General features: G+C 57.9%; 16 protein-coding genes. 9 read left to right on the top strand and 7 right to left on the bottom strand.

Features of this window, described 5'->3' with window-relative positions:
• Nucleotides 1-11: 11 nt before the first annotated feature.
• Nucleotides 12-1,751, bottom strand: coding sequence for a M56 family metallopeptidase (locus tag M017_RS0122860; protein WP_031500559.1), 1,740 nt, complete (start codon nucleotides 1,749-1,751; stop codon nucleotides 12-14).
• A complete protein-coding gene (locus tag M017_RS0122855; RefSeq protein ID WP_031500558.1) occupies nucleotides 1,748-2,131 on the bottom strand; it encodes a BlaI/MecI/CopY family transcriptional regulator in 384 nt (127 codons plus the stop codon). The genes M017_RS0122860 and M017_RS0122855 overlap by 4 nt, the downstream gene beginning before the upstream one ends.
• A gap of 89 nt (nucleotides 2,132-2,220) precedes the next feature.
• On the opposite strand from M017_RS0122855, the gene M017_RS0122850 reads away from it, so the two are divergent.
• Genes M017_RS0122850 through M017_RS0122840 form a run of 3 tightly spaced genes read left to right on the top strand, consistent with a single transcriptional unit; the run spans nucleotide 2,221 to nucleotide 6,390 of the window.
• Nucleotides 2,221-3,537, top strand: coding sequence for a Gfo/Idh/MocA family protein (locus tag M017_RS0122850; RefSeq protein ID WP_031500557.1), 1,317 nt, complete (start codon nucleotides 2,221-2,223; stop codon nucleotides 3,535-3,537).
• 1 nt (nucleotide 3,538) lies between these two features.
• Nucleotides 3,539-4,783 carry a Gfo/Idh/MocA family protein gene (locus M017_RS0122845; RefSeq protein WP_031500556.1) on the top strand — a complete coding sequence of 415 codons (1,245 nt, stop codon included), beginning with the start codon at nucleotides 3,539-3,541 and terminating at the stop codon, nucleotides 4,781-4,783.
• Complete coding sequence (locus M017_RS0122840; RefSeq protein ID WP_051670761.1) at nucleotides 4,753-6,390, top strand: tetratricopeptide repeat protein; 1,638 nt, start codon at nucleotides 4,753-4,755, stop codon at nucleotides 6,388-6,390. Before M017_RS0122845 ends, M017_RS0122840 begins: the two co-directional genes overlap by 31 nt.
• Nucleotides 6,391-6,395: 5 nt before the next feature.
• Here M017_RS0122840 and M017_RS0122835 read toward each other — a convergent pair whose 3' ends face one another.
• Nucleotides 6,396-7,403, bottom strand: coding sequence for a lysylphosphatidylglycerol synthase transmembrane domain-containing protein (locus tag M017_RS0122835; RefSeq protein WP_162180020.1), 1,008 nt, complete (start codon nucleotides 7,401-7,403; stop codon nucleotides 6,396-6,398).
• Between the two features lie 315 nt (nucleotides 7,404-7,718).
• On the opposite strand from M017_RS0122835, the gene M017_RS0122830 reads away from it, so the two are divergent.
• From M017_RS0122830 to M017_RS27040, 5 genes are all read left to right on the top strand, one after another.
• The gene (locus tag M017_RS0122830) at nucleotides 7,719-8,498 is read left to right on the top strand and encodes a glycosyltransferase (protein WP_162180019.1); all 780 of its coding nucleotides are present in this window, start codon (nucleotides 7,719-7,721) and stop codon (nucleotides 8,496-8,498) included.
• Nucleotides 8,495-9,565 carry an NAD-dependent epimerase/dehydratase family protein gene (locus tag M017_RS0122825; RefSeq protein ID WP_031500552.1) on the top strand — a complete coding sequence of 357 codons (1,071 nt, stop codon included), beginning with the start codon at nucleotides 8,495-8,497 and terminating at the stop codon, nucleotides 9,563-9,565. The genes M017_RS0122830 and M017_RS0122825 overlap by 4 nt, the downstream gene beginning before the upstream one ends.
• Before the next feature lie 5 nt (nucleotides 9,566-9,570).
• Nucleotides 9,571-10,758: a hypothetical protein gene (locus M017_RS0122820; RefSeq protein WP_031500551.1), complete on the top strand. Its 1,188-nt coding sequence runs from the start codon at nucleotides 9,571-9,573 to the stop codon at nucleotides 10,756-10,758.
• Nucleotides 10,759-10,859: 101 nt separating this feature from the next.
• Nucleotides 10,860-13,433, top strand: a complete 2,574-nt coding sequence (locus tag M017_RS27045) for an InlB B-repeat-containing protein (RefSeq protein ID WP_035958786.1) — start codon at nucleotides 10,860-10,862, stop codon at nucleotides 13,431-13,433.
• Between the two features lie 26 nt (nucleotides 13,434-13,459).
• Nucleotides 13,460-14,266, top strand: a complete 807-nt coding sequence (locus tag M017_RS27040) for a DUF4159 domain-containing protein (protein ID WP_080508105.1) — start codon at nucleotides 13,460-13,462, stop codon at nucleotides 14,264-14,266.
• An 868-nt stretch (nucleotides 14,267-15,134) separates the two neighbouring features.
• Here the strand turns inward: M017_RS27040 and M017_RS0122805 are convergent.
• Complete coding sequence (locus M017_RS0122805; RefSeq protein WP_080508104.1) at nucleotides 15,135-16,184, bottom strand: LacI family DNA-binding transcriptional regulator; 1,050 nt, start codon at nucleotides 16,182-16,184, stop codon at nucleotides 15,135-15,137.
• Nucleotides 16,185-16,200: 16 nt separating this feature from the next.
• Entirely contained in the window at nucleotides 16,201-18,330 is a 2,130-nt protein-coding gene (locus tag M017_RS0122800) for a beta-galactosidase trimerization domain-containing protein (protein ID WP_155121576.1), read from the bottom strand.
• Between the two features lie 57 nt (nucleotides 18,331-18,387).
• Between M017_RS0122800 and M017_RS28205 the strand changes: the two genes are divergently transcribed.
• Entirely contained in the window at nucleotides 18,388-19,932 is a 1,545-nt protein-coding gene (locus tag M017_RS28205; protein WP_155121575.1) for a sensor histidine kinase, read from the top strand.
• Here the strand turns inward: M017_RS28205 and M017_RS0122790 are convergent.
• The gene (locus M017_RS0122790; RefSeq protein ID WP_031500546.1) at nucleotides 19,917-21,338 is read right to left on the bottom strand and encodes a TolB family protein; all 1,422 of its coding nucleotides are present in this window, start codon (nucleotides 21,336-21,338) and stop codon (nucleotides 19,917-19,919) included. The two genes, M017_RS28205 and M017_RS0122790, sit on opposite strands and share 16 nt — an antisense overlap.
• Nucleotides 21,335-22,543 (bottom strand): ankyrin repeat domain-containing protein, encoded by a 1,209-nt coding sequence (locus tag M017_RS0122785; RefSeq protein ID WP_162180017.1) that lies wholly within the window; start codon nucleotides 22,541-22,543, stop codon nucleotides 21,335-21,337. Before M017_RS0122785 ends, M017_RS0122790 begins: the two co-directional genes overlap by 4 nt.
• Nucleotides 22,544-22,582: the final 39 nt, after the last annotated feature.

Raw genomic sequence — 22,582 nt, 5'->3', positions numbered from 1 at the left:
GGGAGTCCTGTCTAGTTTGCGGACGGCTTCTGGACACTATCGATGCGATAGGTGACCACAGGTCCCTTCGCCGATTCGAGCTTCAGACCCCACTGTTCCTGCAGTGCGGTGAAGATGGTGGGTCCGGCGGCGTCGGCGGGCGGCGGAGGCTCAGCGCCCCCAGGACCTCCGGGACCGCCCGGGATACCGGGGCCCCCTTCGGGCGTCCACTCGAGCTTCAGGTCGAAAAGTCCTGCTTTGCCGGTCTTATCGATCACCGGTCTCCCCACGATGTTAGAGAGTGCGGTCGTCGTTTCTGTCAGAGAGATACTCGCCACGGTCAACATGCCTCGTTGCATCCGGATGGAACGGTTCTCGGCACTAGAAGCAGAATCAGAAACTTTCAACTTCGCGCCGCCCTTGGCTTCGACCAGATGATAGACAGGAAGCTCTTTGGTCTCCTCAGTCATCTGCAGTTGGAAGCGCTCGGCGAGCAGGGCCTGGATGCGCTTCCGAAGCAGAAGCTGCAAAGCCTGACGCTGTTCTTCGTTCAACTGCCGCGGGTCGGACGGCGCGTTCGGATCGGCACTGCCTTTTGCCGTCACATCAAAGCGTTCCGTCCCAACCCAGCCTGGGCCACCCGAGATCTGGTACTGCCGGACGCCGTAGCCGAACATGATCAACTCCCGCACGGGTGCGCCGACGATGTTCAGTCCGCCACCGGGCACGACTCGGAACATGGTGCCCCGGCCATTCGGATCTGATGGCTTGATCGATACGACGTCAAAGGTGGGAGAGACTGCATCCTGAGCCTGAACTTGAGGCGCAGTGGCGATGCCGATGAGCACCGGTGTACAGAGGGCGGCAGTGGCGGCACCAACAACAAACAGCTTGCGGGCCAGGGAGAGTTGCGAAAAATGACGACGGGTCATGATAGTCTCGATTCGTTTCTTCAGATCAGCGCCGGTGACTCCTGAGGCGCAGGGGATGGGGGATTCCAGATAGAACTTGCAAACATTGAGGATGCTTTCGGCGTAGACCAGCGGCGATTGGCCCTGGTCCAGCACTTCTTCGTCACAGGCGTTCTCGCGCTCTGCCACCAGCCTCGAGCCGATCCACCAAACAAGCGGGTGGAACCAGAAGAGGGCGCTTACCAACATATGGAAGGCGGCAGCAAGATTGTCGCGACGCCGCACATGGCATAGCTCGTGAGCAATGATCGCGTTGAGTTGCGCAGCGCTGAGGCGGGCGGCGATACCTTCGGGGATCAGCAGGACAGGGCGGAAGATACCAAAGACACCGGGCTCGTAACTCGAATCGCCAGCAAGAACGGGGATGGGCGTCTCGATGGGCAGCGGACGCGCGTTGCGCTCGATCTGGTGCATCTGCCATCCGTGGCGCAACCAGCGCGCAAGCAGGACCAGAAAGCCGCAGAGCCAGACCACAGCCAGCATCGAGGTGTAGTGACTGGTATGCGGCCGGAACCCGAAGCCCGGATCAAAACTCATCGTAAAGGGTTGGCTGAGTTGCTCGGCCACCTCGAAGACGGGAGGGGCAATTGTCGATGTACTGCTGCGCCATTGCCAGAGATGCCCGAGTTGGACAAAGAGGGAGAACGGCACGAGGAACTTCGCCGAGGCGACCAGCCAGATCGAATGGCGCAGCGAAGCCCGGTGGCGGCGCAGAGTCCAGTTCAGTAAGGCACAAGCTAGTGTGAACAAGCTGGACTGCCAGAGGTGGCTTGCAAAAGGAGTCAGTTCGTAGAGATTCATTGGGGATTCTCTTTCGCCAGTTTTTTGAGGAGCTCTTCTGTCTCCTGCACATCGTCGAGCGTGAGTTTGCCAGTCTCCACCAGATGGGCCATCACCGGTTGCGTACGGCCGCCGAACAGGCTCAGCAACTCGTCGATCAGCCGGCCCTGCGCCGCCTGACGTGTGATGACCGCCTCAAAGACATGAGCATTCAGCACCTTGTTCACTCGCTTGAGCGCCTTCTTCTCTTCGAGACGATAGACGGTGGTCTGGATGGTGGTGTAGGCGGGACGATTCTTCGCCGGGAAGGCCTCCTGGATTTCGCGAATCGGCAGCGCGCCGCGACTCCAGAGCACGTCCATGATTTGCATTTCAAGTTTTGATAGTTTCGGTTGCGGCATTTGGATCTACTACATCTGTGTGTTTGACTGGCAGACGAAGATTTCGTTAGGCAAGTTCCAAGTTTTTTCCGGTATGAAAGAATGTGAGGATGCAGACTTCCAGGCGCAGTTTCCTGCTCTCCGCAGCCGCCCTTGCTCCCCAACGTGCTTTTTCGGCCAATGACAAGATTCGTTTCGCACTGATCGGTGCAGGTGGAATGGGAAGTGGCGATGCCAATAGCGCACTTGCGGTCGGTGGCTCAGAAATTGTAGCGGTATCCGACATCTATGATGGCCGCCTGCAGCGGGCCAAGGAGCGTTGGGGCAAGCATCTCTTTGCCACCCGGGACTATCGAGAAGTTCTGGCGCGCAAAGATGTCGACTCCGTGATTGTCGGAACCCCTGACCACTGGCACGCTCAAATTGCCATCGACGCGATGGAGGCGGGCAAGGATGTTTACGTCGAGAAACCGATGGTGCAGAAAGCTGCCGATGGCTTGCGCGTATGGCAGACACAACAGAAGACCGGCAGAATCCTCCAGGTGGGCAGCCAGCGGGTGTCCAGCATTGTCTATCAAAAAGCGCAGGAGTTGCTGAAGTCGGGAGCCATTGGTGAGTTGAACATGGTGGAGGCCTGGTGGGATCGCAATTCCGCCAATGGCGCCTGGCAGTATTCGATTCCTCCCGATGCGAATCCGGCCAATATCGATTGGGATCGCTTTCTTGGATCGGCGCCGAAACGGCCCTTTGAGCCGATGCGCCTATTCCGCTGGCGGAACTACCAGGATTACGGCACCGGTGTCGCGGGCGACCTCTTTGTCCATCTCTTCAGCGGCATGCACTTTATTACCGGCGCGATTGGCCCGGAGCGGATCTATGCGACCGGTGGTTTGCGCTTCTGGAAGGACGGCCGCGACGTTCCGGACGTGATGCTTGGTCTTTATGACTATCCAAAGACCGACGCGCATCCAGCCTTCAACCTTTCGCTGCGCGTCAACTTCGTGAGCGGCGCTGGCGAATCAAGCGGCTTCCGCTTTGTCGGCAGCGAGGGTATCATGACGGTCGGCAATGGCGTGACTGTGACCAAACAGCCTCGGGAATCGGAACCGGGCTATAACATCGACACCTTCACGGAGGCGACCCAGAAAGAGTTCCTCAAGAAGTATCGCGAGCAGTACCCGAAGCAGGAAGCAAAGGCGGATTCGATGCGGCCCAATGGAGAGGAACGCTATCTTCCCCCGCCCCGCTACAGTGATCACCAGAACCATCACGCCAACTTCCTCGCCAGCGTGCGGAGCCGCAAACCTGTGGTGGAAGATGCGCTCTTCGGCATTCGTGCCGCAGGCCCGGCGCTGATGAGCAACGTCAGTGTTTTCGAAAAACGCCAGGTGCAATGGGACCCGATTGCAGCAAAGGTGAAGGCCTAGGATGGCAGCGAACGACAAAATCCAAATTGCGCTCATCGGCTGTGGCGGGATGGGGCAAGGGGATGCGCGCAATCAGACCCTGCAACCGAATACGAAGCTGGTGGCTGCTTGCGACATCTACCAGAGCCGTCTCGAGCACATGCGCGAGCTCTATGGCCCCGACACCTACACCACGCGCGACTATCGCGAAGTGCTGGCACGGAAGGATGTCGACGCCGTTCTGATCGCCACGCCCGACCATTGGCATGCGCGGATCACGACCGAGGCATTGCAGGCCGGCAAGCATGTCTACTGCCAGAAGCCGATGGTGAAACGCGTGGACGAAGGTCTGGGAGTGATCGCCGCTGAGAAGGCGAGCGGCAAGGTCTTGCAAGTCGGCAGCCAGTATGTCAGTTCGCATGTCTTTTTGAAAGCACGCGAACTCTTCCAGCAAGGAGCGCTCGGGGAACTGAATCTGGTGGAGGCCTGGCTCGATCGCAACACGGCAATGGGGGCCTGGCAGTATTCGATTCCAGTGAACCTGCAGCAGAGCGACATCGATTGGGATCGCTTCCTGGGCAATGCGCCCAAGCGGCCCTTTGAGCCGATCCGATTGTTCCGTTGGCGCAATTACGGCGACTATGGGACCGGCGTTGCGGGCGATCTGTTCATTCACTTATTGAGCGGCCTGCACACGGTGGTGGGAAGCATCGGGCCGACCACTGTTTTCGCCAGCGGCGGAGTCCGCTATTGGAAGGATGGCAGAGACGCGCCAGACGTCATGCTGGCCGTGCTGGACTATCCGAAATCGCAGGCCCACCCTGCCTTTACACTGGCGCTACGCGTCAACCTGGCGAGCGGCGTGGCGACCGAGCAGTTCGGCTTTCGCTTTGTCGGCAGCGAGGGCATCATGACCGCGGCCTACAACACCCTGCGGCTTGAAAAGCATACGCGCGAGACCGCGCCCGGCTATTCCATCGGAACCCTCGCGCAAAAAGATCAGGATGCCTTCCTCGCAGATTACCGGAAGAAGTATCCGCCTTCGACGGCTCCGATCGCGCCTGACTCCGATTTCAAATTCACCGCCCAGGCTGATGCACACCGCCTCCACCATCAGGCTTTTGCGGAATCGATTCGTGGCTTGCGTCCGCCGGTGGAAGACGCGACCTTTGGCTTTCGTGCGGCAGCACCGGCACTCCTTTGTAATGAAAGTGCGGAGAAAGGGCAAGCATTCCGATGGGACCCCGTTACTATGCGCCGCTCCTAGCGTGGCTCGCGAGCATCGCCTTTGCCCAGCACGGTGGACTGAACCCAGGCCAGATCACGCCTCGTCTCTGGCCCGGCTATGGCGAGTTGCGATTCCAGGTCACGACAGACAACGCCGAAGCTCGCACCTGGGCCAACCAGGGCATGCGGCTGGTCTATGCCTTTAACCACCCGGAGGCCGCTGCCAGTTTCAAAAAGGCAGCAGAACTCGATGCAAACTGTGCCATGTGCTGGTGGGGGCTGGGGCTCGCCTTAGGCAACAACATCAATGCTCCACTGATGCCGGAGAATGCGGGGCCTGCCTACGAGGCGTCGCAGAAAGCTCTATCGCTGCTCGCCAAAGCATCGCCACGTGAGCAAGCCTACATCCGGGCGCTCGCCCAGCGCTATGCCGCAAAGAATCCCGAGGATCGATCGAATCTCGACCGCAGCTATGCCCTAGCCATGCGGGAACTGGCCCAGCAGTATCCCGACGACCTCGACGCGCAAACCCTTGCCGCCGACGCGCTGATGAATCTGACGCCCTGGAAGCTTTGGACCCACGACGGCAAACCGAACGCCTATACACTCGAGATCGTTAGCTTGCTCGAAAGCGTACTCCAGCGCGAACCGGATCACCTGGGAGCGAATCACATTTACATCCACGCCGTAGAAGCATCGCTCACTCCAGAACGGGCGCTTCCGAGTGCGGACATCCTCGCTGGCCTGGCCCCGGCAAGCGGACATCTGGTCCATATGCCGGCTCACGTCTATATGCGTGTTGGCAATTATGCGCGCTCCGCGGAACTGAATCGCAAAGCGGCGGCACTCGACAAGGCTTACTTTGAAACAGTCGGTGCTCCGACTTACTACAAGCCTTATTGGATTCACAATTTGCACTTTCTCAGCGCCTCGGAGAGCATGATGGGCCGCTATGAGGAAGCGCGTGTTGCCATTGGCGCTGTTGCCAGAGAACTGGAACCGCTGGCGCGGATGATGCCGCAATTTGAGTCGGCCCTCGCCATGCCTTACATGCTGGAGGTTCGCTTCCAGAAGTGGGACAAGATTCTCACGCTCGAGGAGCCCGCCAGCTTCAGCGTCAGTGTGAACAACATCTATCAGTTCGCCCGGGGAATGGCTCTCGCAGCCAAGGGAGACGCCAAAGCGGCCACGGAAGCGCTTGCCACCTTCCGCAAGCAAGTGGCTGCAATCGCACCCGACCGGGGCTTTGGTCTCAACCTGGAAAAAGACGTCATGGGTATTGCAGTTGAGATCCTCGAAGCCAAGATCGCACTCGCCCGCAAGGATACGAATGCCGCGATTGCTGCGCTGGAGCGAGCGGTTGCGGCAGAAGATGCGCTCAGCTACGATGAGCCGGCAGACTGGTATTATCCGCCTTCGCGGGAAGCCCTGGGCGCGGTATTGCTCCAGGCTGGAAAGAAGAAGGAAGCAGAGGCGATCTTTCGCCAGGAATTGGCGAATAACCGGCAGAGCGGCCGGGCGCTATTCGGTCTGATGGAGGCGCTTCAGGCACAAGGCAAGCTCGAGGCTGCCGCGATGATTGCCCCACGATACGAAGCCGCTTGGAAGAATGCCGATGCGCCGCTTCGCTTGTCCCAACTCTTCTAGGAGCTCTAAACGTCGAGTGGGAGAGGGCTAGGTGTCGCACCGGGCACCTGGCTGGCCTGGAACTTGGATAACACGCCAAACCCAATCAGCCCAAAGATCGCCTGCACCACGTAGGTAACGGCCTGGTAGATCAGAATCCAGGCCAATGCGGCCGCATTCGAGATTCCAAAAGGCGATAAGACATTCACCGCGACAAACTGGAAGACACCGACATAGCCAGGTGTTGAAGGAACCGCGCTCGATAGGCCAAGAGCAGCTAACACCACCATGGATGTTTGGAACTGGAGAGGCACGTCAATCGACTGCGCAACCAGGACGCCGGTATAGGAGTCCATCGGCCAGATCACCAGTGTGAGCAACAAGAACTGCGACGATCGCCACCAGCTGTGGAGGGAACGCAATCCATCCAGAAAGCGCAACACAACCGAGGAAAGCTTCGGGATTCCAGACAAGATTCGCAAAACGTACTTCTCGGCGTGTGGCAACAGGAAGAGCCCAAGAATTCCGATGCTGCTGAGGATACTGAAGGTCTTACTCGCCCGTTGCAACCAGTGCGGCAGACCCGGAATCGTGATCAATGCGGCGCTGGTGAATAAGACCAATACACCTGCATCCATCACACGCTCGATCAACGCCGTCGCCAACAAGAAACTGCGCGAAATCTCGTAGCAGCGCTTCAGGGCCTCCACCCGCAGAAGCTCACCCATCCGGGCCGGGAGTACGTTGTTCCCCAAGTAGCCCAACGCATTCGCCCAGAAGACCATTCCGATCGGAAGCGTGTTTGAACAGTTCAACAACACGCGCCAACGATAGGAACGAAGCCAAAGGGCAATCATCGACAAGATACTGGCCATGAAGAGGGGAGCAAAGCGCGCACTCTTCAGAGTTTTCTCAAGTTCCGCCATATCAATGCCCCGGAAAGAAAAATAGAGCAACACCCCCGCAAGGAGGATGGCCACGAGCAAGGTGACACGCGCTTTCCGGTCGAGATCTATATTTACGCCAAATGGCACAAGTACTATGATGCGCTATCCCATGCCCGGAAAGCACGTTCCTCACGCAGTACAAAGGAACTAAAGTGGAATTCCCAAGGAGTCTCTGCCCATGTCGAGCGGCTGTTGCGAGAAGAGTCCCCCTCACCGCTCGTTTTGGGGAGTTTCGGCGCTACAAACGAAAATCCAACCAAATGACTAAAGAGAAAACCCTAGACTCCCGATCAATCTAGCGAACGAAACATTCCTGCGGGTTATTCCGGGGCCGCAGAGACGAAAGTTGAAGTGGCCCATCTTTTAGATCGGATGGATTCGGGAGTTGTGAGGAGTGCGAACATGGCGGCAAACCCTTTCCAAGCCTGCATCATCCTGCCTGTGGTCGATGAGACCGAAAGTTTGCGCGAAACCGTCAAAATTCTCCTTCTCGAGAACTGCAGTGACATCCACCAGATCCTCATTGTCATGGGAAAAATCACCAAGCCCGAAGCACGTGCGGCTGCGAACGCACTGGTGGAACAATATCCCGGCCTGATTCAGGCAAAAGACCAAAAGAAACCCTTCCTCGGTGGCGCCATGCAGGACGCTTTTGAGTGGGCCTCCGGCACCCATCTGCTGATGATGGCCAGTGATCTCGAAACCAATCCTCACGATGTCAAAGCCATTTTTGCAGAAGCCAAGCGCGGGAACTGGGACATTGTCACCACGACGCGCTGGCGCGGCGAAAAGGGCGCACCAGCCTTTGAGGGCTACAACCCAGTCAAATTTCTTGCCAACTGGCTGTTCCAGAAGTCCTTCGCCCTACTTTATGGGACCGAACTGAGCGATCTCACCTACGGGTTCCGAGTCTTCAAAATGGAATGGGTCAAGAAGATTCGCTGGGAGGAACTCCGTCACCCCCTACTCCTTGAAACGATGCTGAAGCCGTTGCGGCTCGGTGCCCGGGTGAAAGAAATTCCCACCACCTGGAAGGCACGAGTCGAGGGGGAAAGCCACAACCCGTTCTGGCGGAATTTCCTGTACTTTCGCATCGCCTTCAAAACTCGCTTCCGTCCGGAGCGGGAATTGATCCTCATCCCCCCAACTGCTGCGCCGGCCCAAAAGGAAACATTCGCATGAGCCGCGCTCTCGTTACGGGAGGTTGCGGCTTTGTCGGCCGTCATCTCCTCCGCCGCCTCTTCAGCCTGGAGGCTGAGGTCTGGTGCATTGATAATCTTTCGACAGGCGTCCATCCGGACCAGTGGCTCGAGGAGGCCACCGGCCGTGAGGAACTGCCTGGCGGTCTGATCCGCTATCACTTGGCCGCGGGTTCGCTGACCTTTATCGCTAGCGACGCCCTTGCCTTCTTCCTGGGCCAACTCGGCATCATCCCGCGCGGCGAAACACCGCTCCTTCCCGACTTCGATCGTGTCTTCCACTTGGCCAGCGTGGTGGGCGGCCGGAAGAAGATCGATGGAGACCCGATGGAGGTCGCAATCGATCTGGGCATCGATAGCACTTTCTTTCTCTGGGCCGTACGCAACAAGGAACGCATCCAGCGGGTTCTCTACGCCAGCTCGAGCGCAGCCTATCCGGTGCACCTGCAGGATGAAGAGGGTCATGTTGCGCTCGAGGAGAACGCGATTGACTTCCCGAACGGGAAAATCGGCATGCCGGACATGACCTATGGCTGGTCGAAGCTGACCGGCGAATATCTGAGCTATGTCGCCGCCAAGTATTACGGCCTCAGCGTCGCTTGTGTCCGGCCGTTCTCGGGCTATGGGGAGGATCAGGACCTGACCTATCCGGTTCCGGCCATTGCCTTCCGGGCCGCGCGCGGCGACTCGCCGATTGCGGTCTGGGGCACGGGAGAACAGGGGCGCGACTTCGTACACATTGAAGACTGCATCACGGCATTGATTCTCGCCATTGACCGGATTTCCGATGGCCGGGGGGTCAACATCGGCACGGGACGGCTGACCAACTTCAAAGAACTGGCCTCACTCTTTGTCTCAATTGCGGGCTATGACGCGCCCGTACAACCGCAGATTGGAAAGCCAGTCGGGGTTGCCAGCCGCTACGCAAATCCTACCGAAATGGAGAGTTTACTTGGTTGGAAGCCCGAGATTTCTCTCGAAGAAGGTATGAGCAGAGTTCTGGGTGCTGCCCGCAACCGCGTTGCAACCGGCGTCACGCTCGAGGACTGAGAATCATGAAAACGACCATTGTCACCACCACAATTTATATCCCCGAGTTGCTCCGGGTCTATGCCAAGAATGCAAAGGACTTTGGCCATACGGAGATCGACTTTGTTGTGATTGGCGACCGGAAGACGCCGGCTGCGGTGAAAGAGTTCTGCGCCCAATTGGATCGCGACTTCTATCCCACGGAATACATGGATATTGAAGCCCAGCGGCAGTATCTTGAGCCGCGCTTCCCCGAACTCTGGCAGCATCTGCGCTTCGACTCGATCCAGCGCCGCAACATCGGAATCCTCCGTGCCTGGGAAAACGGCGCCGACACGATCCTCACGATCGATGATGATAACTGGATCATGAATCAGGATTTCGTCAGCCTCCACGGGCGCGTGGGAACGACGATCGAAGTCCCGACCATTACTGCAACCAGCGGCTGGTACAACGTCTGCGCGCATCTCGAAGATGCAAGCAATCAGCCCTTCTACCATCGCGGCTATCCGCAGGAACTGCGCTGGAAAGATTATGAATCCTTCACCACCACCACCGTGAAGCCAGTCCAGGTCGCGGTGAATGCCGGTTTCTGGCTGGACGATCCTGATATTGATGCACTCACCCGGATGCACCGCAGCATCCAGGTGCGCGGATGGAAGAATCCTGCGCAAGGCAGCTTCGCACTGGAGCCTGGAACCTGGAGTCCATTCAATTCGCAGAATACGGCAATCAAACGCGACGTCATTCCAGCTTACTTTCTGAGTCCCTATATCGGACGCTACGACGACATCTGGGCCAGCTACTTTGTCGATCGCATCGCCCAGCATTTTGGAGAAGTGGTGGTCTTCGGCGATCCTTGGGTTCGTCAGAAGCGAAACCCTCATGATTACTGGAAAGATCTAGACGCAGAACGCGTTGGAATGCGGCAAACCGACCGCTTCTGCGAGGCGCTCCGGGGAATTTCCCTCACCGGCAGCAGCTACCACGAATGCTTTGGACAACTTCTCGCCGGCTTGCCGGAAGCCTGGGCGGAGGGCCCGAAGTGGAGTCAGCTCGAGAAGGACGGCCGCAGCGATCTCCTGCAGGGTCTCCGCATTTGGCATGAGGTCTTCGATACGATCCTCGCCACCAACACCTCAAAACTGCTGCGGCGAGTCGCAGTTGAAACAGTGGAATCTGTTCCCGGGAACGGCACCGCAGTGTTACGGTAAACACCCTACAAAGAGCTAAGGCAAAAGGCGGAGGCCGTTGTGCTGCGTTGCGCATAAAGGTCTCTGCCTTTTTGGTCGATCAGCAGGAAGAAGCAATACTCATGACAGCTCTTAAGCGGATCCTCGGAATGATTGGGCTCTGGCTCTTTTGTATGGGAAGCCAGAATTCGTTCGGGCAAAGCGGATCCTTTATCCAAGTCACCGTCGGACCCAACATCAGCGGTGCAACGTTCTATGTCGACAACGTTTCCTATACCAGCGCGCAAGTCTTCCGCTGGCAGGTGGGAGATGTGCACGTAGTACGATTCCTTGCCAATGCCGCAAACGCTGCCATCATCGAAAATCCGAGCGCGCCGGCCAGCGGATTGGGAACCCGCTATGTGTTCTCGAATTACACCGTTGGCTATACGTCCGATGCGATCCAGACCCCGCCCACCGGAGCTGTCCAGGTTTCCGAGCAGAGCGTCCTCGGACAAACAGAATATGCGATTCGCATCCAGACCTGGTCCTTCCTGAAATCCCTTACCTTCAATGTGGTGAAGCAATACCGGATGCGCTTTGTAACGCCCGCAGCGGGCTGTGCTCCTTCTGCGGCAGAACCTGTCGCAGGCGCTTGTGGCGATCTCCCGGGCTACACACACGTGAGGTCCCTCGCAGACGGCTCTGAGTTCCTCGCTACCACCGGCGACTACTGGGTTTCGGCTGGCGATGTTGAAATGGAAGCAATCCCGGCGGTGGGTTATGCCTTCAAGGACTGGAACTCGAATCCGGGGCTCATCAACAATGGCGCAATCGGCGTGCCCGGCTCCATTCGGTTTACGCTGACAGAGACCTTCACCATCCAGGTGAACTTTGGTCCAGGCAAGTTCTACCGGATCGGGACAGAACCAGCCGGATTGGATGTGATCGTCGACCGGGTGCTCATCCGCACCTCAGCACCCGATTCAAGAATCGTGGATCTGTGTAAGCAATACGCATCGATTGAGACCGCCAATGGAGGCATCAATGTGGGCCAAGGCGGCGATGGCAACAAATCCGACTATTGCTTCGTATGGCTCCAAGGCAGTACCCGTTTGTTGGCGGCTCCGGAACTGCAGCTCGATAAGTTTGGGAATAAGTATGTCTTCGATAGCTGGTCCTTCGGAGGCGGCCAGAATGCACTGTTTGAAGTGTCTGGAGCGAATCTTTCGACAGATACCATCACCGGGAAGTTTCTCCTGGCAGGCGGCGTCACTTTCGTCACCCAGCCGCAAGTGAGCCTGCCGCTGATCGTAAACAACCGCACTTGGCCTTCTTACAACTTCTGGTTTGGCCAGAATCAAGAGATTGCCTTTTCCGCCCCTTATGAGTCTGTCGATGCGAACGGAAAGCGCTGGCGCTTTAAGAGCTGGTCAAACGGTGGACCGGCCGCGCAAACCCTCAAAATTACCGAAGAGATCGTCAAAAATGGCCTCTATCTCGTCGCCAACTATGAGCCGCTCAACAAACTTTCAATCGAAACGAACCCAGCAGGACTCCCCGTCGTCATCGATGGGAAACAATGCCAGACTCCTTGCGCCGTCGAGAAACTCCCGACCGAAAGCGCTACGATCTCCCCGGTGCGCAGTGTCACCCAGGCCGATGTTTTGCGGCTGGAGTTCGCTAATTGGGCTGATGGTGGCTCCGGCGATCGCACTGTCGGTTTTGAGCCCGCAGTGCGGCGGCTGGTCGCAAACTACAAGCAGCTCTATCGCTTCAGCGCGATTTCGAATCCTCCCGGCAATGCAACCTTCACCTTTACTCCTGCTTCGGCAGATCAGTTCTATGATGCCGGCACCAGTGTCACGGTGAGCGCCAAGGCAGCCAATGGCTACAGGTTCCGGCGTTGGCTGGGCGATACAGCAGGGCTCTTTCCGTCCGCAACGGTAACGCTTTCCGGACCGCGCGGCGTTGTCGCAGAGCTGGAGGCCATTCCGTATCTGGACCCAGCAGGCATTCGCAACTCCGCCGGCACTGGACCACAGGATGAAGGGGACCATGGCCGTGTCGCAGCCGGATCACTCATCACCGTTTACGGAACCAATCTCACACCCAAGGAAGAAGTTGGCCCACGCAATGTTTGGGCCCAGAGCCTGGCGGATGTTGTCGCTCGCGTTGGGGACCGCTATCTTCCGCTCAGTTATGCATCCGGCAGCCAGATCAATGCCCAGTTACCTTATGACTTTGCGCCCGGCAACTACAAGCTGACGCTCACCCGCACCGGTCAGGCGGAGGTCAATGCGGATTTTGAAGTCGTGAGAAATGCGCCTGGTCTATTTGGGCAATATGGAACCGACACGAATGGCGAGCCGCAACTGGCATTCGCCTTCCGGCCAGACGGCAGTGTCGTCACCGAGGCGGCGGCTCCGAATGAGATTCTCTATCTGATTGGAACTGGCATCGGCCCTTATCGCAATAACCCGCCAGCCGGCTTCGCAGTGCCATCCGGCACGGAGTTCCCCCTTGCGGATTCAGTTGAAGTCATCGCGGGCGATCAGGTGATCCAACCGCTCAAAGTGATCGCGACGCCCGGCTTTGTCGGAATGACCAGCGTGCAGATTCGCATTGGGTCTCAGTTTCCCGCCGGTCAGTCCACCAAGCTACGCATCCGCGTCAATGGCAAGGAATCGAACACCGTCCGCGTCTTCGTCAAATAGGCGACAGAATCGCATAAGCTAGTGCCATGCTATCCCGATGGCATTGCGTGCTCATTGCTTCTGCGAGCTTAGCCGTGCTCGCCTTCGGACAGCGCCGGGAGTTGTTTGGCACACGGAAATGGGCCATGTACGAGCATGAGATGCAGGATCCAGTCGAGGATCCTCCGGATGCGCATGTGGCTGGAGAATTTGTCTTCGGACGCTTGCGTTACCGTTCGAACCGCGAAGGCCGCGCTTATGCCCGCTGGGGGATCGACTGCAACAAGTCCGATCGTATTTTTCTCGATACACTCCGTCGCCTGACACGAGTGCACACCCAATCGATCGAGAACATCATCGATATCGAGAGCGATGGTGTTTTTGACTCCCCCTTTCTCTTTGCCGTTTCTCCCAACGACTGGCGACTGAGCCCCTCTCACGCCGAACGCCTCCGGAAGTTCTTCGACCGGGGCGGCTTTCTGATGGTCGATGACTTTCATGGCGACCGGGACTGGAACGGCTTTATGGCCGGGATGCGGCAGATCGATCCCGATGTGCGCGTAATCGAACTCGGCGATAACGAACCCATCTTCCACATCGCCTATGACCTCACGGACCGGGTACAAGTGCCGGGTCAAAATGTCGTGCATGGCCCCGGCTATGAGAAGGATGGCGTCATCCCTCATTGGCGCGGCATCATCGATTCGGAAGGCCGGATCATCGTCGCCATCTGCTTCAACATGGACATCGGAGATGGCTGGGAGTTTGCCGATGACCCGGACTACCCGGAAAAGTTCTCAGCACACGCCCTTCGCCTGGGTGTGAACTATGCGCTGTACGCGCTCACTCACTAAATGTGGAGTCTCAGTGCCGAGTTTTGGAATGAAGCACTCGGTCTGCGAAGTATTGGGTCTGGCTGGAAGCGATGATTGAGGCTGAAATTGTAACCAACAGCAAGCGCTCCCCCTCACTCGATGGGAGTGGCTGGGCTTCTTGAGTCCAGGTGAAAGGCTGTCTCCTGATCAGTCATGTTCTACGCTTGAAAGGCTTGCAGGATGGCTTCTTCCCCCTGAAGTCGTCAATGTGGCGGAAGCCGCACCGCAGCAGAACGATGATCTGCGAGAGATCTGTAATGGACTACGCTACCTTGGATGCCGAACGATCTTTCCCCTGGGAAGTAGTTGATCGGCAGGTGTAGCGCTGGATCTGGGCAGAGATTTTTGCCGCTATGCTTCGCGCTCTGCGGGAGTTACAACCGACAGCAGCGATTCTCCATAGCCGTGTCCTGCAGTCGACGCCGGAGAGTTGGTCGCACGGTGGCGGAGCCAATAGAGGGAGAAGCACCCAAAATGCATGGGGAGCAGGATCGCGCCCAAGTCGGTGCACTGGCCTCTCCGATCTGGCCTGGGTAGCTCAGGGCTATACCGGCCACACCGAAGCCGAGGTTGCTCAACACGGCCGGCCTTTGTCCTGTTGCCGCGCAGATTCCGAGCGCCTCCCCCAGACCTTGGATGGACTCCACTTCCTCACGTTGCCTTGCCGTTCCGCAAGCGTTCCTTCCTGGCTTCATGTGAAGAACAAGCTCTTGTTGAAAACGCGGTTTTGCGGTAGGAAGTCTTCGCCCTAACCGCGTTTTCGGGGAACCGCCGCCGGGATTGAGGGCCGCAGTGCCTGCGGTGCAGAATACGGGCTCTGATCGCCCCTCTGATTACCTTTGCAGCCTCAGCATCCCAACTCTGGACCAGCGGAACCAACTGCTTGAGACTGCGCCGCGAGGCGTACACTACTCTCGCCCACACGGAGTTCCGTATCAAGCAGGTGACGGCAGACAGGCCGTTCTTTGTCTCGAATTCTCTCGAGAAGACACTGCACCCCCTGGCGGCCAATCTGGTAGCTGGGTTGCGCAACCGAGGTGAGTCTGGGACGGAAAGAATCGAGAATATCCAGATGATCGAAAGTAGCCAGCAGCAGGTCCCGCGGGGTCTCCATTCCCAGTTCCGCAACCGCACGCAGCACACCCAGCATCATCGGAATATTTGCGACAAACAGCGCATCCACCAGCTTCTTCGGCAACACTTCCATCGCAATCCGGTAACCACTCTCCTGCCGGAAGTCGCCTTCCCACACCCATTCTTTTTTCGATCGCAATCCAGCAGCGCTCATCCCTCGCAGATAGCCGGCGAGACGCTCGGCCGAGATGTACAGCCGGCGTTCGCCCCCCAGGTATCCAATCCGGGTAGCGCCCTGCGCTGCCAGATGCCGAATGCAACTCGCCACCCCGCCTGCATTATCGACAGCCACGCTGTCCACCTTCAGCTTTTCAGGCAGGCGATCGACGCAAACGACGGGCATGCCATTCGCCATCAACCGCTCCACATGCGAATAGTCGCCACGCACCAGGGCCGGTACCAGAAGAACCCCATCGATCCGGCGTGATCCAAGGATCTCGCAGACCTTCCGCTCGCGGTCCAGATCGTCATCGGTATTGAAAATCGACAGCATGTAGCCCTTCTCGGCCGCGGCATCCTCTGCACCACGCACCACCATCGGGAAGAAGGGGTTGGTGATGTCACTAATCACAATCGCGAGAGTATGAGTCTGTTTCATCTTCAGACTCCGCGCCACTTCGCTCGGCAGATACTGCATCTCGCGCATCGCTGCCTCGACACGCTCGCGCAAGTCTGTCGAGACGGTAGGTAGTCCCGACAGCACATTAGATACTGTACCTACACTCACTCCAGCTCTACGAGCTACTTGTTTAATAGTTGCCATGATCGACTCGCCTATCTTATATCGCTCTGTCGATCGCTAAGACCTCAAGTATCTCCACCTTTCGAATTTGAGTCTTGAGAATGCGTCCCTCCACCTGATAGGCCAGCGGGCTGCCATCACTCAAAGCCTTCGCCGCTCCCGGCTGAAAGCCTTGCGGGAGTTCGATCTCGATATCGAATGGCCCCATTGGGTAGATCTCGCGGAAGGGTCCTTTCATGGCCATTGGATTGGTCAGATTCACGAGATGAAGCGCGAGCGAATCCTTCTGCGTCCAGTAAGCAAGATCCAGAAGTCCAGCACCGCTGACTTTGACAGGACCCCGCTCTCCCTGAGCCCAAGCGACCGCGTTGCGGAGCAACACGAAGTGGTCTGGACTTAGAACCTCCCAATAAGTCCGGTCGAGGTCCATCGGAAAGTAGACAACCCTGCCCTTCCCGTGCCGCTTCAGAAAGACGCCAGGAATATTCGTCCGGGGCACGGTCGTAAACACACGCTCCATCGGCAGATCCGGATAAGTTGGCACCAACGTGAGCGGCGCCTTGTATCCCGCCTGGAGCGGAGCGGCATCCACACGCTTGACCCCGTTGATGATGCGACTGGTGCCCTCGAAACCCTGCAGCAAGGAGGAGAAGTCCGTCCCGGCTTCCAGGTTCAGATAAGAGTTCTGCATCCGGGTTTCTCCCGGGCCATTCACGCGGCAACCGAAGAGATTACCCAACCGGAAATCCTTTCGCTTCTTTCCATGCTCGTCATACAACGAGGTCTCATAGGTGGCGACAATGCTCCCACCGCGTTCGACATAAGCCTCGAGTTGCTGGCACTGTTTCTCGGACAGAGCCGCCAGATTCGGCAGAACAAGCACCCGGTAGCGATCGACATGAGCCGCGTCTAACAAGCCTTCGTGCACCATCTCGAATGGCACTCGCGCCTCAACCAGAGCTTGGTAGAAGCCCAGTTGCGGATCCTCCACAAGATCCTTCGCCTTGTCGCCTCCATAGTAGTGGGCCGTCTGCTGCGAGTACACAATGGCGACTTGCGCCAGATTCGCTTCGTTTCGAAGGTACTTCTCGTTCTTCCAGTGCCAGTTGAAAATCTTCGAGACCACCGGCATCCAACGCTTATCCATTGGCTTTGCATTGAACTTCGTAAACCACGGACGCAGGCCATGCGCCACTCCGTCCAGTGCCCACACCTCGATCTCTGCGGCAGATTGCACTGAATCCTTCCACCGATAGGGTTCTTCCACTCCCACACTAAAGATCCCGCCAATCGGTTTTTTTCCCATCGTGGCGCGATACTCTTTGCCATTCTTCCCGTTGCCCCAAGGCAACATCACGCCACGCCGCGCCTGCCGATCGGCAAACAGCGTGTGTGACTTCTCACCCACCGTCTTCATGTCCAGTTCCGACAGCGCACCGCCGCCCGAATTCGCAATGAAGCTGGCGCGCGGATTCACCGCCCGGATCGTATCGTCCCAAATCTTCCAGAGCTCAAAGAGCCGGGCCTGGTTCCATTCCCCCCAGGCCACCCGCACCTTCTCCGTTGGGGCCAGTTCCATCCCGGAGAAAGCGCGGAACTTCGTCTTGCAACTCTCGCAATAGCAGATTCCGCTGCCATGCCAGCGGTTGGAGAAGATGCCATCGGGCTGGTACAGCGTCATGATCTCGCGCGTCACTGCCGTCATGAAGTCAAAGTTGTAGGGCCCGAGCGCACAGGTGACGTAGAGGTCTGGCGCGGCCCAGTGCCGCCGCGGCTTGCCATCCGCCGTTCGAGCTACCCATTCCGGATGCGCGGCAAAAGCCTCCTCTGTGCAAGCGTGCGGATCGGTTCTGGCGATCACATTCATGCCCAGTGCGCGGCAGCCTTTCAGCAGGTCGCCAAAAGCATCGGTATTGCCCAGATACTTGCTGCGATAGTGCAGCGGAATCTTTGTCGGATAAAAGGCAACACAGCCGCCGGCGCTCAAACAGGCGGCGTCCGCGTGAATTTCCTTAAAATAATCGAGCCACATCTTCGGGTCGTAATTGCCCGGATCGTCTTCCGTAAAGGCCACCTGGGCCCAACGCATGGGCCGGTCGTACCAATCGCCCTGCGGCTGGGTTTGGGCTTGCATCGCGCCACTCCAGCTCAGAGCGGGTATTGTCATCAGCGCGTCTCTCCGTGTCATGTTCAATCAACTGTAACGAAGTCGTAGCTATCCTGAGTGCAGCCCTTTCTCTTTATGCCCGGACTCACAGGCCGCATTTTTCTGAAGCTGATCGCCGCCGTCGTCGGCGTGCTGGTGACTTGTTTGATTGCAGTGGACTTCATGGCGTCGCGCATTGCAGAAGACACCTATGTCGACACGCTCAAGATTGAACTCACACAGAAGTGCCGCATCCTCGCCCTCGACGAAGAGATGGTTCTGGACCCACAGCGGCTCTCCGATCTATCCCGCGCCGCAGGAGGGCGGATTACAGTCATCCGCAGCAATGGCACGGTCGCCGCAGACACCGAGCAACGCCCCGGCAAGACCATGGAGAACCATGCGAAGCGCCCCGAGATCGTAGCCGCACTCCACGGCGAAGTTGGGTTCGACAAGCGGCAGAGCGCGTCGGTTGGAATCAACTATCTCTATGTCGCCGTGCCCGCCCCCAGCGGAGCCTTGCGCCTGGCCGTGCCGCTCAAAGAAGTACAGACGCAGGTGGACATCACCCGCCGTCACCTCCTCACCGCAACCCTCATTGCCTTTCTCCCGTCCATCCTGCTCACCGCATTTCTCGCCCGCTGGGTGTCCCGCAAACTCGGTCACATCATTGAGTACGCCGCGCAGTTGGCACAAGGAAACTTCCAGGCGCGGCTCAGTGAGACAGGCACTGACGAACTCGGCATCCTGGGAAACAAGTTGAATGAGACAGGCGAAAAGTTAGAGGCGATGTTTGAGCAATTGGAGAGGGAACACTCCGAACTGGAGAAGCTTGAACGGGTTCGCAAGGACTTCATCATCAACGTCTCCCACGAGTTGCGGACCCCGCTCGCCTCCATCCAGGGCTATACCGAAACGCTGCTCGACGGAGCGATCGACGAGCCGACACACAACATCCGCTTCCTCAACATCATCCGCGTCAATTCAGAACGTCTCGGCCGTCTCATCGCAGACCTTCTCACGCTCTCGAGAATCGAGCTTGGAATCACCAAGTTTCAGTTCGCCAGTTATTATGTTGAGGCCATGCTGCGCGACTGCCAGGAATCGATGCTCCCCATCGCAGCAAAGAAGAACATCGAGCTTGCAATTGATCCTGTGCCCAAAGATCCAGACGGACAAGCGCTCGAAGTCTTCTGCGACTCAGAAGCTGTCCATCAGGTGCTCTCCAACCTTCTGGACAATGCGATCAAGTACACACCGCAAGGAGGGCGCATTGTCTTTCAATCCCGCGTCGTCCATCATCCGATCTATAAGATTCCCTTCGTCGAGCTTGCCGTCCAGGATAACGGCGCGGGCATTCCTCCAGAAGATCTGACGCGGCTCTTTGAGCGCTTCTACCGCGTGGACAAAGCCCGCAGCCGGGAACTTGGGGGCACCGGCCTGGGTCTGGCGATTGTCAAGCACATGGCCAAAGCCCACGGCGGTGAAGTGGGTGTGACGAGCGTACAGGGCCAAGGCAGCCGCTTCTGGTTCACCCTTCCCACCCATGACATCGGTCTCGAAGAGAACCAGTTGATCCAGCCCGAACTCAGCATCTCTGCTGAAAATTACGGCACTAACTGATAGCTCACAAAGGCGAGCCGTTTGCTATCGGGCGACCAGGACGGCACATTGATCGTCCCCTGCCCGCCAAAGAGCCTGGCAAGCGTCTTGATGGAGCCATCCTGCAGGTTCATCAGTTGCAGTATCACTTCCTGATTTTGGGGATGGCCAACCACATCTTTCTCGAAACTGATGTAGACCATCTGCTTGCCATCCGGCGAGATGTGGGGGAACCAGTTGTTCCGCTGGTCTGCGGTGACCTGCGTCTGCCCGCTGCCATCCGCCTTCATTTTCCAGACTTGCATCAGTCCCGTGCGAATCGAGTTGAAATAGATCCATTGGCCGTCCGGCGAGTAATCCGGACCATCATCGAGGCCTTCCGTAGTGGTAAGACGAGTCTCTTCCCCGCCCTCCACCGGAATCGTGTAGATGTCGAAATTTCCGTTCCGTTCGGCGCAATAGGCGAGCGTCTTGCCGTCCGGACTCCAGCCATGCCAGTACGAGGGCGCGAGCTTTATTACACGGCGGGCAGCACCGCCGCCAAAAGGCACAATGTAAATTTGGCTTCGTTTCGTATCCTGCGAGTTATCGCTGATCGCCAGCCATTTGCCGTCCGGCGAGATGCCGTGGTCGTTGTTGAGGCGGGTGGCAATTCCAGTATCGATCAACGCAGAAGGGCCGCCTGTGACCGCAATCTTGTGCAGCCGGCCCTCGCCGTTATAGAGCAGGTTCTTGCCATCGGGCGTCCAATTGGGAGCCTCGACCCGTCCCTCAAAAACCTGGACGACTCTCCGATCGGTAGAGGAGACCGTGATCGTCTCCAGGGTGCTGATCAGCTTCTGCGGCGCTTCCAGCACGACATTTGAAAACACGGCAGTTTCGAGGTTCTGATCGTTGTGCGCGCAGACGCCTAAGCCGACATAAAAACTTCCGTCGAGAGCAACCTTGAAAGCACCCCCTGCGCGGGCGCCATCCACCCACATCGAAACATAGTTTCCGCGCTTCTCGACCTTCAGGCGCGAAGCGCGAGTGACATTAGCCTGGATCTCGTGGGTTCGCTCTCCTTTTGCAGCCCGTGCCTGCAGCGAGGTGAGTCCATCGGCATGCAGGGCAGCATCAGCGTAGGCCGAGTCCGCATCCAGAGTCTGCCGCAACATCAGCACGCCCTTCTTGTGGGCCTCGCCGTCCTTCGTCTCAAAGCGGATATCCGCAGTCAGCGACACATCGCCGCTCACCTTTCTCCAGACAAAATGGAACGAATCGGAGTTGGCCCACATATTGGCGCCACCGCCGCTCACGGTGTAGTTGCCCGCATCGAATCGAGCCGATCCTGCACGCGCCGGTGTCCCCACAGAGGACTGCGCTTCAAAAATCCCCACCTGCTGGGCAAATGCGATGGAGCTGAACAGCAGGAGGAGATATCTCACTTCTTATGCTCCGCTTCGAGCTTGCGCATCAGTTCGATGGTTGGCTTCGGAGCCTCAAATTCGGCCTCTTCAAGAGGCGTACGGCCAAAGCGATCCTTCGCGGCCAAGTCCGCGCCATGATCGACCAGATACTGGATGACGTCGTTCAGGCCAAAGCGGATCGCAGAGTGCAGCGCGCCGCCATTTCCCTTGGGCGCTTCGTTCACGTCGGCGCCGTTCTCCACGAGGAACTTTACCGGGGCCAGCTTGCGGCTGAAGGTGGAAAGCATCAGCGCGCCTGCCCCCTCGGCGGTCTTGTCCTTCGCGTCGGCTCCCTTGCTGAGCAATAGCTTCATCATCTCGACGTTTCCAGCTTGAGCGGCGGTCAGAAATGGCGTCAAACCATTCATTCGAAACGGATTTCCACCTGCCGGGCCTTTGGGAGTCGCGGTCTTCGCATTCACATCAGCACCGCGAGCAATCAGATCTTTCACCAGATCTGCCTTGCCCTGCCGCACGGCTTCATGCAGCGGCGTGCTGCCACTGGCGTCCTTCGCGTTGACATCCACGCCATAATCGAGCATCAGCTTGGCAACCGCTTCATGACCGCGGCTCAGCGCGATGTTGAAAACACCCGCGCCATCCGGTGCGCTGTACTTCGGATCCGCTTTGGCGGCAATCAGAGTCTTCACCGCCTCGGCGTTACCACTTTGCGCGGCGAGAAGGAGCGGCGTGTATCCCTTTTTCGAAGCCAAATTCACATCGGCACCGTGAGCGACCAGCAATTTGACGGCATCCGCTTTTCCTTCAGCGGCAGCCCACATCAGAGCATTCTGGCCCGTCCGGCTCTCGATCACAGCAACTTCGGCGCCAGAATCCAACAAGAGCTTCACGAGTTCTGGATTTCCACTGCCAGAGGCATCCATCAGGGGAGTTTCGCCATTCCAACGCTTGACATTCACCTTCGCCTTGGCGTTGAGCAACATCTTTGCGATTCCCAGATTGCCGCGCGTACAGGCCAGACCCAGTGGCGTTTCGCCATTCTCGTCGGCCGCATTCACATCCGCGCCAGCCGCAATCAAAGCAGAAACGATTTCAGCGTCCTCCCGGCTTACCGCCCAGGCCAGCGGGGTGGAACCATCTTTCCGCGCCTCGTTCACCTTCGCGCCCGACTTAATGAGCGCGAGAACCTGGCGCTGATTTCCATCCTGAACGGCATCAATCAATCGAGGATTAGCACTTTGTAACGTCATGGCCCCGGCAAG

Source organism: Bryobacter aggregatus MPL3 (genome assembly GCF_000702445.1).
GTDB classification, from domain to species: Bacteria; Acidobacteriota; Terriglobia; order Bryobacterales; family Bryobacteraceae; genus Bryobacter; species Bryobacter aggregatus.
The sequence above is the reverse complement of the archived record's forward strand: the minus strand, read 5'-3'. Positions and strand labels throughout refer to the sequence as shown.

Bases quoted from the DNA above. Each gene is read 5' to 3' on its own strand.
- M017_RS27040 (WP_080508105.1), top strand. From the start codon at position 13,460: ATGCTATCCCGATGGCATTGCGTGCTCATTGCTTCTGCGAGCTTAGCC.
- M017_RS0122860 (WP_031500559.1), bottom strand. From the start codon at position 1,751: ATGAATCTCTACGAACTGACTCCTTTTGCAAGCCACCTCTGGCAGTCC.
- M017_RS0122840 (WP_051670761.1), top strand. From the start codon at position 4,753: ATGGGACCCCGTTACTATGCGCCGCTCCTAGCGTGGCTCGCGAGCATC.
- M017_RS0122855 (WP_031500558.1), bottom strand. From the start codon at position 2,131: ATGCCGCAACCGAAACTATCAAAACTTGAAATGCAAATCATGGACGTG.
- M017_RS0122800 (WP_155121576.1), bottom strand. From the start codon at position 18,330: ATGACAATACCCGCTCTGAGCTGGAGTGGCGCGATGCAAGCCCAAACC.
- M017_RS0122805 (WP_080508104.1), bottom strand. From the start codon at position 16,184: ATGGCAACTATTAAACAAGTAGCTCGTAGAGCTGGAGTGAGTGTAGGT.
- M017_RS0122825 (WP_031500552.1), top strand. From the start codon at position 8,495: ATGAGCCGCGCTCTCGTTACGGGAGGTTGCGGCTTTGTCGGCCGTCAT.
- M017_RS27045 (WP_035958786.1), top strand. From the start codon at position 10,860: ATGACAGCTCTTAAGCGGATCCTCGGAATGATTGGGCTCTGGCTCTTT.
- M017_RS0122850 (WP_031500557.1), top strand. From the start codon at position 2,221: ATGCAGACTTCCAGGCGCAGTTTCCTGCTCTCCGCAGCCGCCCTTGCT.
- M017_RS0122820 (WP_031500551.1), top strand. From the start codon at position 9,571: ATGAAAACGACCATTGTCACCACCACAATTTATATCCCCGAGTTGCTC.
- M017_RS0122830 (WP_162180019.1), top strand. From the start codon at position 7,719: ATGGCGGCAAACCCTTTCCAAGCCTGCATCATCCTGCCTGTGGTCGAT.
- M017_RS0122845 (WP_031500556.1), top strand. From the start codon at position 3,539: ATGGCAGCGAACGACAAAATCCAAATTGCGCTCATCGGCTGTGGCGGG.